The organism is Phytoactinopolyspora alkaliphila (assembly GCF_010550695.1).
Lineage (GTDB): Bacteria > Actinomycetota > Actinomycetes > Jiangellales > Jiangellaceae > Phytoactinopolyspora > Phytoactinopolyspora alkaliphila.
In genome coordinates, this window is the sequence record NZ_JAAGOB010000013.1 from 86902 (window position 1) to 99406 (window position 12505).

Here is a 12505-nt window from a genome sequence, read left to right on the forward strand (position 1 = left end):
TGGTCATTCCCTTCCCGTGGTGGGTGAGTGGGTGGTTCGCTGCGATGCGCCCACGGCCTCGGCGAGGTTGTCCAGTACCTGGCCCCAGCCCGTTGTGATCCCGGCGATGTAGGGGACGGCTTCAACTGTCGTGTCGGTGGTGGTCAGGTCGACCCGCAGCCGGGTGCCTTCCGCTACCGCGGTGAGCATCACGTCGTAGTGGCCGGTGAACGAGACCCCGCCGGTCGCGTCCAGCACCGAGAGGTCGAAGGTGAGATGCGCAGGCTCCTGCGCGGCGTGGACCTGGCCCTCGGAGCGATACCGCCCCTCGGCGTCGCGGTACTCGAGAACGGCACGCCCACCCGCTCGTGGCTCAAGAGTGCAGTCGGTGACCGTCATCGACGGTGGAACCCACCAGGCCGCCAGCAGGTCAGGGTCGACCCAGTACCGCCAGACGGCCTCCGGAGGCGCGGCCAGCACGCGCTCGAAGGAGGAGGTGCGACCGTCCGCCCACCGGTCTCGGTCCGCGACCTTGGAATCGGCTTCGATGGCGGCGCGGTACCGCGCGATGACGTCCCGCTCGCCCTCGTGTGCCTCCGTGGCCTCAATCAGTTCTTGTAGCCGCCTCGCGAGAGCGACCAGCGGCGCTGTCTCGACTGCGTAGACGCGACGTTGCCCGAGCGGGAAGACGGTGACAAGGCCGGCTCGAGCCAGGGTCTGGAGGTGTTTGGTGGTCTGCGGCTGCCGTAAACCGGTCAGTTCGGCCAGCTCACCGACTGACCGGGGCCGCTCGGCAAGCAATTCCACGATGCGCCACCGCGCACCGTCCCCGAGAGCTGACGTGATCCGATCCATGGAGCAGAGTATTCACGTAGACGAATATTCGTGTCAAGGAATATTTTGCCCCATCGGGTTGGAGAGCTGATCAACCTCTTTCCCGTCCGGCGTACTCCAGCGTGACGCCCACCCAGAATTCGAGGTCTTCCTGGGTTGCGACGGCTGCGTCGTCAATCGCGATCCAGCCCTTCCCCATGTTCCGTCCGGTGCCCATGTCGGCGGGGCGTGCGCCATCGGCGGTGAGCAACTCGTCCGCCCGCTCCGGGGCAGCGCGTATCAGAAGGCTGCCGTCGCCCATCACACTCAGAATCATTCGCTCGTTCACCATGAACGCGAGACCACCGAACATGCGCACTTCACGGAATGACCTTTGAGTTGTGAGTGATTCACGAATGCGGGCCGCAAGTGCGTTCCGTCGATTCACCACCAGCAACTCCTTTCTGAATTACCGGCGAGGCCGCGCCGCATGGCTGTCAACCGCTGTGCGGCGCGGCCTGAGTGCACCGCCTCCGCCCTCCTACTGCTGCTGTGGTGGAGCGTACGAGAGGCGATCGAAGATGAGCAGACTCTCCACGATCTGCCCCTCACGAACAGTGAAATGTTCGGCGGCAGGTGCGGTGCTGGTCGTTGCCGTGTGCGGATAGTAGAACAACAGCGCACGTTCGCCGTCGCCGAGCGCCGCGACATCCGTCAAACCAGTAAAGACCTGGAGAAAGCCGCCCAGGTACTCGCGGTACGCGTCCTTTCCCTTGATGTCTTCGCCAGGCGCCCGGCAGAAGATGTCCGCGGCGACATACGCTATCGCCGCATCGAGGTCGCCACTGGTCCACGCTCGGTGGTACGCCAGTGCCGTCCGGAGTGCGGGGCTGGGGCTGATCTCGTCGATCATGTCGATCCCTTCGCGTTGTGTGGACTTCACATTGGTAGGACACCGGCGAACAGCGAAACGGAACGGTCTGAGTGGATATTCGCCAGCGCTGTGAGACGATGCCTCGGTGAGCGAGGCCGTCTTCGATCAGGCCCGGACTGGTGATGAGCAGGCATTTCGTGAGCTCACGGACCCCTACCGAGCCGAACTGCAACTGCACTGCTACCGGATCCTCGGATCGCTGACCGACGCCGAGGACATGCTGCAAGAGACGCTGCTGGCCGCCTGGCGCAACTTGGACAGTGTCACCAGCCACTCATCGTTGCGGGCGTGGCTTTACCGCATCGCCACCAACCGCTGTCTCAACGAGTTGCGAGCTGCCAAGCGACGAGGGCCACCCGAGCCTGTCCCGCCGTTTCAGCCGCCGGAGCCCACGCACCGCTCGGACGTGACCTGGTTGCAGCCCTGCCCCGACACCCTGCTTGCCGGTGTGTCCGAGGCGGCACCCGGGCCCGAAGACGTGTACGACGCCAAGGAGACGGTTCGGCTGGCGTTCATCTCCAGCCTCCAGCACCTTCCGCCCCGCCAGGCGGCGGTGCTGGTGCTCCGTGACGTCCTCGGCTACCCCCTGGGCGACGTTGCGGCGATGCTCGAGGTGACCACTACGGCAGCCAAGGGTGCGCTACAGCGAGCGCGGGCGGCGCTCGCCCGGCGCCGTCAGGCCGATGCTGTGAGGCCGGCGTCGGCGGATGAGCTGGAGAACGGCATCAGCGAGCGGTTCGCCGAAGCATTCACCAGCGACGACATCGAGGGCGTGGTCGCCCTGCTCACGGATGACGCGTGGCTGGCGATGCCGCCCGCACCGCACCAGTACCACGGCGCCGCAGCGATCGGCGCGTTCCTCCGGACCAGTGCCGCGTGGCGTGGAGAACGGCACTTTCTGTTGCTGCCCACCCGCGCGAACCGGCAGCCGGCGTTCGGTTGCTATCTTCCCCGGCCCGACGAGCGGACCGCGGACGCCGTCGGCATCGTCGTCCTCACGCTCTCCGGAGACCGGATTCACGGCATCACGCACTTTCTCGGCGCAGGCCTGCACGAGCGTTTCGGGCTGCCGGACTCGATCGACCCCGGGTTACCGACATCATCAGGGTGATCATCCGGACGATGTCGGTACCCTCGCCTGAAGCTTGCCACCCTCAAGCCGCCACAATCAGGCTGGGGTGAGGCCGCGCTCCACTGCGGCGATGATCTGCGGCCGCAGTTCCTCCGGCCGGATGATCGCGTCCACGGATCCGACGCGCTGCGCGCGCTGTATGGAGTGCACGCTGTCGAACTCGGTCGCGACCTCGCCCAGCTTCTCCGCGCGCACCGACGTCCGCAGCTCGGCCAGGTGGGCAACGAGGCCAGCGCGTTCCGCGCCTTCGGAATCGGCGATGCGGCCCTCCAGTTCGACGACCCGTGGATCACGGGCGGTGCGCGCGTTGACCTCCGCGGCGAACACCACGGCCGCGGCCGGAGCACCACCCAGCACGGACGCGTACGAACCCTCGACCGCGAGTACCGTCATGTTCGGGTTCAGCGCCTTGGAGAACACCACGAACGCGCCGCCGTGATAACGGGAGATGACGCAGAACACGATGGGCCCTCGGAAGTTCACGATGGCCCTGCCGATCTCGGCGCCGTACTCCAGCTGCAGCTTGCGCATGGACTCCGGCGACCCGTCGAATCCGGACAGGTTCGCCAGCACCACCAGCGGCCGGTTCCCGCTCGCCGCGTTGATCGCGCGGGCCGCCTTCTTCGACGACTGGGGGAACAACGTGCCGGCTGTGTAGGCGTCCGGACCGTCGGTGGGCGGAAAACCGTGCCGCGGTACGGACCGCGACTCGATGCCCAGCAGGCATACCGGCCGGCCGCCCAGGTGCGCATCCTGGACGACGGCCGTCTCCGCGTCGGCCATTCCGGCCCAGCGTTCCAGGACCGGATGGTCCTGGTCGGCCAGTGCCCGCATCACGGTGCGGATGTCGAAGGCCTTCTTGCGGTCCGGGTTGGTCTCCGGAGAGAAGATCTCCCCGATGGTGGTGAAATCGCTGCCTGCGGCGGCATGGGGGAAGCTCGAGATGTCCCGGTCCACCGGGTCTGTGGTGGCGGCCTTGCGTGGGCCGTTCTCGTCCGGCAGCACGTAGCTGTGCTCGTAGTGTGAGAGCAACACGTTGTGCGCGGCGCGCAGATCCGGAGCCCAGTACTGTGCCTGGCCGTTGGGGCCCATCACCCGGTCGTAGCCGCCGATGCCGTAATTGTCCTCAGCCGACACGCCACCGGAGAAGTCCAGGGACTGCTTGCCCGTCAGCACCATCGCCGAGTCCGGAGTCATCACGAGTATGCCCTTGGTGTGCATGAGCATCGTGGCTTCGGCGTTCCAGTACGGCTGGGCGCCGACGTTGATCCCCGCGACGACGATGTTGATCTCGCCGCCGTCCTGGGTGAAATGCACGATGCGCCGTAACGCTGCCGCGATCCAGTCCATGTTCTCGGTGCCCGAGTCCATCGCAATGCGAGCGCCCGCGGACAACGCGTACCACTCGACCGGAACCCGCAGTCGCTCGGCGAGGTCAAGCGCCGCGATCACTCGCGCGCATTCCGGCTCGGAGAGCGCGCCCAGCGCCTTCGTCGGATCACCGAGCAGCACCACCCGGGTCATACCCTCGGGGAACCGCTCGGTCGGCGTGCTCGCGACACCGGCCACGATCCCGGCCTTGTTGAGCCCTCTCGGCCGGTCGGCGGGGACCAGCTCGCCCGACTCGCCGAGGTCGTACTCGGTGAATGATCCGCCCGGCCCGGCGATCATGCCGGTCAGCTCGTACGGATAGACAGTGCCGCGACGACGTGCTCTGAGCACTTTCTGGCCGTAGTCGTCGAGGGGCTGGATCGGCTCGGACGGCGGATCCGTGACCTCCAGCCGGATGCCTGTCGCCACGTCGTAGGAAATACGCACAGCGATGGAATGCAGCTCCCCGGTCGACACGTCACGCTGTCGGCCGAGAAAGACCACCTCCTCGACCCCGGCTCCAGCCGTCGTCGGCACGACGCGCTCGGCGATGGCCCGCACGTCATCGGGCCTCAGGTCGCTCGGCGGCCACACGTAGAGGAAGATCCGGTTGGTGTCCAGGCGCTTGTTCGCCGGTCGTTGCGCTTGTACCTTGCGGATCGCGTCGAGGCAGGCACCGAGCGCACCCTCGATCGCGGGCAGCGCATGGATCCGGCCTTCGGCGTCGCGCAACGGCGTCAAGTCACGGACCTGCGCCATCGCCACCAGGCGCTCGTCGGACGGATTCGTCGGCGCCACACAGCGCAGCAGGTAGACGTCTTCGTCGGCGGACGGCAGCCGGGTCAGGTCGAAATGCCTCAGCCGCTGCAACTGCAATCGGTGCCCGATCATCGGGTGCAGGCCGCGGATGAGCCGTTCCTCGCTCAATCCCGTGGACCCGGGCCGGAAAGTGAAGTGATGGTGCAGAACCGCGCCACTGTTCCCCGCCACGGTGGTGGTGATACGGCTCAACCTCGTCGGCAACGCGGCGGCGGTCAGCACCGCTCGCAGTTCAGCCGCCATGACGTCCACGTCCGTGGGGTGACCTGGCCAGTCGAGGTAGATGTCGGCGGTGAGGGACGCGGAGTCCGGCTGGGCCGCGACCACCTCGGCCACGGCCGCCAGCGCGTCCTGCAGCCCGGGGAAGCCGGCGACGGTGGCCAGCAACCGGTGCGGCTGACCGTCGAGCTCGTAGCTCGCGGTCACGAACGCCTGCCCCCTGACCGGCTCGCAGCGTATGCCGGTCAGACCGTGGTCACGGTAGTACCGGCGACTCATGACCTCGAGCAACGGGCCGACGTCGGCATCGGCACGCCCGATTCGCTGGCCCAGCAACCGCACGAGCGGCTCCGGGCTGGCGACCATCTCGGCGATCCGCGCCTCCCGGTCGTCGGCGTCGGGATGCTGGTCGAGGTGGCGCAGATGCTGCCGGACCCCGGTGTAGACCTCGGCGCGGGTGCGGCGGAGCAGTGGTTGAGCGAACCAGCGGAACACCAGGCTGCGAGCGAGGTCCCCGATCACCGGGAAGCGCAGCTGGGTCGCCACGACCAGGTGTTCCAGCGCCTGCCCGACGGTCTGCCGCAGTTCGCCTCCGGGGGGAGCCTCGGTGAGCCACTGCTGTAGCAGCGCCGTGATGACCGCGGCCTCCGCCCCGGCGCGCTGCTGCGCGAGGAAGATCCGGAACACCGCCTCTTCCAGCGCGGGCGTGCGGTCCAGACCGTCGACTCCGTAGTGGTCCAGTACCCGGGTGAGCCGGCCCTGAAAGGTGTCGGACAGTCCGGCACGCTCGGCGTCGAGGCTCTGCATGTATGTGTGGAAATGCTCGCGCGGGCTGCGGACTCGGGTCTCGGCCTTGGTTCCTTCGCCCTCCGGCTTGTTGCGGCTGAGCTCGGAGAGGTCGGCGAAGACCTCCAGGAGCCCGACCTCGGCCTCCAACGGCCGGTGTGGCAGTTCCGCTCGCGCGGCCAGGTAGTCCGTCAGAGTCCGGTCGTCGTCGTGGGGGTCGACGTCGAAGCCGAGCAGCATACTGCGCAGGTCCGCCAGACCGCGCTGGACCCGGTGTTCGGCGGAGAGCCCGTTCGGCTCGGCCGGAAGGTCGAGCTCGACGGCGGCGGCCGCAGGGGACGCCACGGCTTCGGTGTCGTCCAGCGGCTCCAGGCGCAGCAGCGGCGCGCCGGTGCCGACCTGGCTGCCGACGGAGACCAGGCACTCGCGCATCCGCGCCCGGAACGGCGCCCGCAGCACGGTCTCCATCTTCATGCTCTCCAGCACCAGGACCGGCGCGCCGGCTTCCACGTCACCGCCCGGCGGGACCGGGGTGGCGACGACCAGCGCGGGTGCCGGCGAACGCATGACGCCACCCTCGTCCTGGCTGATGCGGTGCGTGACGCCGTCGATCTCGACCAGGTGAATCGGTCCGTGGGTGCCGGTGACGAGCCGGAACCGGTGCCCGTTGAGGTGGATCTGGCCGGTGTGCTCGTCGAAGCGCTCCAGCTCCGCGTCGATCGTGCGCACTCCGGTGCCCGAGACGAACCCGACCCGGTACCGGCCGGGGCCGATCTCGGCGACGGTGAGGCGATAGCTCGCGCCCCGCAGCTTGAGGTCGATCGGTCGAGCGCTCTCGTGCTGGACCTGGGGGCGCCCGCCGTGCGCCGTGGACAGCAACCGCTGCAGTTCGGCGCGCTTGTCGTCCTCGTACGCCTCGATCGCCGCTGCGGCCAGCGCGACACCGGAGTGCTGCTGGGCGGCCAGCCGGCCCTCGGCCCGCACCCGGTCGATCCACCCGGTGTCCGCGCTGCCGTCGATCACCTCGGGCTCGTCGAGCAGATCGAGCACGAAGCTCTTGTTGGTGGTGCCGCCGTCGATGACGACGGTGGTCTCCCGCATCGCGCGGCGCAACCGTGCCAGTGCCTCAGCCCGGGTGCGGCCGTAGGCGATGATCTTGGCGATCATGGAGTCGAAGTCGGCCGGGATCTCGTCGCCCTCGCTGACACCGGTGTCGACCCTGATGCCTGGGCCGGTGGGTAGGTCGAGCAGGGCGATGCGGCCTGGAGCCGGCGCGAAGTCGCGGTCGGGATCCTCGGCGTTCAGCCGTGCCTCGACAGCGTGTCCCAGTTCAGCGGGCGGAAGGCCGGTCAGCTTTCCGCCCGCTGCGACGTGCAGCTGAGCCTTGACCAGGTCCATGCCGGTGGTGGCCTCGGTGATGGGGTGCTCCACCTGGAGTCGGGTGTTCACCTCCAAGAAGGCGAACAGCTGGTCCTTCGGGTGATAGAGGAACTCCACCGTGCCGGCGCCACAGTAGCCGACAGCGAGTGCCAGCCGTTCTGCGGCCGCCTTGAGCTCGCCTGCCTGCTCCGGGCTGAGGACGGGCGACGACGACTCCTCGATGATCTTCTGATTGCGGCGCTGTACCGAGCAGTCCCGCACGCCCAGCGCCCACGCAGTGCCCTGGCCATCGGCGATCACCTGAACCTCGACGTGCCGGGCGCCGGTGACCAGGCGCTCCAAGAACACCACACCGCTGCCGAACGCGCGCTCGGCCTCCAGGCGAGTCCGCTCGTATGCCTCGGCGAGCTCGTCCGGGCCGGTGACGACGCGGATCCCGCGCCCACCGCCGCCGGCGGTCGCCTTGAGCATCAGTGGGTAGCCGATCCGGCCGGCCGCGTCCAGCGCCGCGTCGAGATCCTCCACCGGGCCACGGCTCCACGGCGCGACCGGAACGCCGACCTCCTCGGCGATCAGCTTGGCGCCGATCTTGTCGCCCAGCCTGCGCATCGCCTCGGGACCCGGGCCGATGAACGTCACCCCCAGCTTCTCGCACAGCTCGGCGAACGCTGGATCCTCGGCGACGAAGCCCCAGCCGACCCACGCGGCATCCGCTCCGGTCTCGACGAGCGCACGTTCCAGCACGGCGAGGTCGAGGTAGGGGCGCGCTGAGGCCGGGCCGAGGTTGTAGCTGATGTCCGCGTCCCGGACGAACGTGGCCGTGGCGTCGGCGTCGGTGTAGAGGGCTACTGTTTCAATGCGTGGCCCGCCTTCGGCGTTGAGCTCACCGACGGCGTGGATGAGCCGCATGGCGGACTCTCCCCGGTTGACTATCGCGACACGACTGAACACGAAACGAGCCTCACAAAGTGGACGACAGGCGAACACGGCCTTGCGGCCGCTCATCCAGCATCTCGCTTACCGGCCGGTAGGGGCATGGTTCGTCGCATGACGTGCTGAGGCGCAATTTTCGTGGGAACCCGCCAAACACGCTCCGTGAAACCGGTCAGCCGAGGCCGGTCAGCTTGCGCCTGAGCACGGTGCGTTCACGCTCGTTGCCGCACAGCTGTGTCGCCCGCTCCAGCTCGGTGCGCGCCTCGTCGGTGCGACCCAGGCGGATGAGGAGCTCCCCTCGAACACTCGGCAGGAGGTGTGAACCCGGCAGCGCTCCGTCCGTAGCCAACTCGTCCACAATGTGCAGTGCGGCCACTGGTCCACGGGCCATGGAGACGGCCACCGCACGGTTGAGCTCGACCACCGGTGACGGCGCGAGCCTGCCGAGTGCCTCGTACAGCAGCACGACGCGCTCCCAGTCGGTCTGGTCGACGGACGGGGCGACGGCGTGACACTCGGCGATCGCCGCCTGCAAACCGTAGGCGCCCAGTCCCTGGCCGGCCTGTGCCGCCCGGGCGAGGGCGGCTCGTCCCCGGCGGATCGCCGGGCGGTCCCAGCGGCGTCGGTCCTGGTGCTCCAGCAGCACCGGCTCCCCGTCCGGCCCGGTGCGGGCCGGGAAGCGAGCCGCGGTCAGTTCCAGCAGCGCCAGCAGGCCGTGGACCTCCGGTTCGCCGGGCATCAGCCGAGCCAGGATCCGAGCCAGCCGCTGTGCCTCGCTCGCGAGATCAAGGCGGATCAGCTCCTCACCGGAACTCGCCAATGTGGCCTCGGTGAAGACGACGTAGACCACATTGAGTACCGAGCCGAGCCGCTCGGCCCGCTCGTCGGCGGACGGCACCGCGAACGGCACCCGGGCTGCGCCGAGGGTTTTCTTCGCCCGAGTGATCCTGGCCTGCACGGTGGCAGTGGGAATGAGGAACGCCCGTGCGATCTCGTCGCTCGTCAAGCCACCGACCACCCGCAGCGTCAATGCGATCCTCGACTCCCGGGAGAGCATCGGATGGCAGGAGATGAACATCAACGCGAGTACGTCGTCGTCGATCTGATCCGGGTCCCAGAGCCCATCGTCGGCGCTCTGGACCGGATCGGCAGGCGCGCTGCCGGAGGCGACGCCGCCTTCGCCCAGGTTGTGGGCGAGTGCGGCGTATCTCTCGTTGAGGGCCGCACGCCGGCGGAACGCGTCGATCGCGCGCCGCCGGCCCACGGTGAGCAGCCACCCGGCCGGGTTGCGGGGGACGCCGTCGCGTGGCCAGGTCACGAGCGCCTCGGCCAGTGCTTCCTGGGCGAGATCCTCCGCCAGCGAGAAGTCACCGCAGTACCGCGCGAGCGCGCCGACGATCCGTGCGGACTCGATCCGCCAGACCGCGGCGACGGCCTCACGGCCGGTCGGGTCGGCCATGTGCTGTGGCTCCACTCAGAGCTGGCCCGTGGCCTCGCGCCATGCTCGCTCTTTCTGGATCCATTCGTTGTCCTGCGGAAACTCGTCGATCGAGGTGACCCGGCGAATCTCGGTCTTGAAGCCGGGGCCGGTCATCGGCATCCGCTTGGCCCATTCGACGGCTTCCTCTTTCGACGATACGTTGAGGATGTAGAAGCCGGCGAACAACTCTTTGGTTTCGCCGTACGGGCCGTCCGTGACCACGGGAGGCTCGGAGGAGTAGTCGACGACGACGCCCTGCTCGGCATCGTCGAGGCCCTCCGCGGCGACCAGGACGCCGGCCCGGATCAACTCGTCGTTGTACTTGCCGACGGTCTCGATGATCTCGTTGAAATCGGTGTCCGACATCCCGGCGAACGCCTCGTCCGTGGCCCGCATGGTCAGCATGTACTTCATGGTGCTGCTCCTTGGTGTGTCCCGGGGCCCGCTTCTCGGACCCTCTCGCCCCTAGGTCGAACGGGGAATGCCGTGGATCGACACACTCGCGGATTTTATTGCACGGCGCATGCTTACGCGGGCTCGTGCCGTCCGCTCGGGTCGTGGTTGTGCGCCCCGCCGCATAGTGTGAGAGGCATGGGAAAACACACACCGACGATCGTCGTGATCGATGACTCCGCCGAGGTGCGCTCCCTGATCAAGGCGCGGCTCCGCCTGTCCGGTCTGCTGGACGTCGTCGCCGACGGATCGGACGGAGCGGAGGCTGTGGGCCTCGCCTACCAGCATGAGCCGGATTTGCTCCTTCTTGACATGTCCATGCCGACCATGGACGGCCTCGACGCGCTGCGCGGCATTCTCGCGGTCTCGCCGGACACGCGCGTCATCGTGTACAGCGGCTTCGACGGCCATGGCATTGCCGAGCGGGCTCGCGAACTTGGCGCTGTTGCGTTTTTCGAGAAGTCCGTTCCGGTCGACGAGCTGGCCGGCAAGATCATGGCCGTCTGGTCTTCCGCCGAAAGCCGGAAGAGCGGTACGACGCCGCCCCCGCAGCGGCGACTGGCGGTTGTGAACGAGGCCGCACAGTTGCCGGATGATCTGCGGCAGAACGATGAGCAGAACATCGTGGGTGAGCACCTGGAGCGTTTTCGCGAGGTCTTCGACGGGGCGGCCATCGGCATGGCGGTCATGACCCTGACCGGGAGCATCGTCCGAGCCAATCGTGCGTTGGGTGCCCTGATACAGGCCAAGCACGAGGACCTCGTCGGTCTCGACTACGGCGTACTCACCTCCGGGCGCGGCGACGAGCTCGACGCCGCGCTGCGCGAGGTCAATGAGAACGACACCGATCTCGTCCACATCGAGCACGACGTCGGCACGGGATCCGAGGTGCGGAAAGTCCTTGCCACCCTGGCTCCGGTGCGTGACTCCAGGGGCCAAGCGCTCTACGTCTTTCTCCAGGTCCAGGACATCACGGCGCAGAGAGCGGCTGAGGACGAGCTGCGCCTGAGCGAAGAGAGATTCCGGCTCCTGGTCGAGGCGGTCGGCGACTACGCGATCTTCATGCTGGATCCTGAGGGCCACGTCGTCAGCTGGAACACCGGTGCGCAGCGCAGCAAGGGGTACGCGTCGGACGAGATCATCGGTCAGCACTTCCGCGTCTTCTACGGTCCGGAGGATCAGGCACGTCGCCACCCGGAGGAGGAACTGGAGATCGCGCTGCGTGAAGGGCGCTATGAGGAAGAAGGGTGGCGGCTGCGCAAGGATGGAGGGCGATTCTGGGCGAATGTGTTGATCACAGCGGTCTTCAACGAGGCGGGCGAGCACATCGGATTCGCCAAGGTCACGCGGGACACCACCGAACGTAAAATGGCAGAGCAAGAGCGCGAGAGGGTGGACGAAGCGCTCCGGGCCGCCAACACCTCCCTCGAGAAGCTCAACGACCGGCTCCGTCAAGCTGCCGCGGATCAGGCGCAGTACCTCGCGGTAATCGCGCACGAGCTTCGCACCCCTGCCACCGTTCTCGGTGGTTCGGCGGACACATTGTCGAAGCATTGGAGCGAGATGAGCGCCGGGGAAGTCGGTGAATTGCTGGACGGGATGGCGGCCAGCGCGGGTCGTCTACGGCGGTTGCTGTCGGATCTGCTGATCGTGTCCAGGCTGGAAGCCAACTCGCTGCAACTGAAGAAGGTGCCGACCAATCTCTCCACTGTGGTGGAGAACACCGCGGACTCGGCTCGCACGGCGAATCCCGGCGCGGAGATTCTGGTCGAGATGGACACCGATGTCGAGGCGATGACTGATCCCGACCGCGTCGCCCAGGCTCTCGACAACCTGATCGGCAATGCTCTGCGATATGGCGCGTCGCCCGTGCGGGTAACGCTCAGGCAGGAAGGTGGAATGGCGGTCATCCGCGTCGCCGACGAGGGACGCGGGGTGGCCCCGGAACTTCAGCCTCGTCTCTTCGAGCGGTTCGCCACGGGGATGGCGTCGGGAGGCACCGGTCTCGGCCTGTTCATCGTGCGAGAACTCGCCCGCGCCCACGGTGGTGACGCCGCCTACGAGCCGGGCACGGTTGAGAATCCGGCCGGCGCGTTCGTGTTCTCCATCCCGCTGGGATGACCATGCCCGAGCGTGCGGCGGCCACGGGCCTTCCGGTGACCGCGATCGTCTTCACTGGCGTGATGGTCGGCGCTATAGCCAGGCT

General features: G+C 67.9%; 8 protein-coding genes. 2 read left to right on the top strand and 6 right to left on the bottom strand.

The genetic code is table 11. The features are described from left to right. Positions 1 to 3 precede the first annotated feature (3 nt). From G1H11_RS20690 to G1H11_RS20700, 3 genes are all read right to left on the bottom strand, one after another. Entirely contained in the window at positions 4 to 834 is an 831-nt protein-coding gene (locus G1H11_RS20690; protein ID WP_163820499.1) for a metalloregulator ArsR/SmtB family transcription factor, read from the bottom strand. 70 nt (positions 835 to 904) lie between these two features. Continuing rightward, on the bottom strand, positions 905 to 1243 hold the full coding sequence (locus tag G1H11_RS20695) for a TfoX/Sxy family protein (RefSeq protein WP_343074894.1): 339 nt from the start codon (positions 1241 to 1243) through the stop codon (positions 905 to 907). Between the two features lie 90 nt (positions 1244 to 1333). Further along, positions 1334 to 1735, bottom strand: coding sequence for a nuclear transport factor 2 family protein (locus G1H11_RS20700; RefSeq protein WP_216843986.1), 402 nt, complete (start codon positions 1733 to 1735; stop codon positions 1334 to 1336). 76 nt (positions 1736 to 1811) lie between these two features. Here G1H11_RS20700 and G1H11_RS20705 point away from each other — a divergent pair, with 76 nt between their 5' ends. Continuing rightward, entirely contained in the window at positions 1812 to 2837 is a 1026-nt protein-coding gene (locus G1H11_RS20705; protein ID WP_163820501.1) for an RNA polymerase subunit sigma-70, read from the top strand. Between the two features lie 57 nt (positions 2838 to 2894). On the opposite strand, the gene G1H11_RS20710 is transcribed toward G1H11_RS20705, so the two are convergent. The 3 genes from G1H11_RS20710 to G1H11_RS20720 all read right to left on the bottom strand — a co-directional run bounded on the left by G1H11_RS20710 (position 2895) and on the right by G1H11_RS20720 (position 10260). Next, entirely contained in the window at positions 2895 to 8342 is a 5448-nt protein-coding gene (locus tag G1H11_RS20710) for an ATP-binding protein (RefSeq protein WP_246211652.1), read from the bottom strand. A gap of 196 nt (positions 8343 to 8538) precedes the next feature. Further along, entirely contained in the window at positions 8539 to 9825 is a 1287-nt protein-coding gene (locus G1H11_RS20715; protein WP_163820503.1) for an RNA polymerase sigma factor, read from the bottom strand. Between the two features lie 15 nt (positions 9826 to 9840). Next, positions 9841 to 10260, bottom strand: a complete 420-nt coding sequence (locus G1H11_RS20720; RefSeq protein ID WP_163820504.1) for a YciI family protein — start codon at positions 10258 to 10260, stop codon at positions 9841 to 9843. Between the two features lie 177 nt (positions 10261 to 10437). On the opposite strand from G1H11_RS20720, the gene G1H11_RS20725 reads away from it, so the two are divergent. Beyond that, positions 10438 to 12420 (top strand): PAS domain S-box protein, encoded by a 1983-nt coding sequence (locus tag G1H11_RS20725; protein WP_163820505.1) that lies wholly within the window; start codon positions 10438 to 10440, stop codon positions 12418 to 12420. The last annotated feature ends 85 nt before the right edge of the window (positions 12421 to 12505 follow it).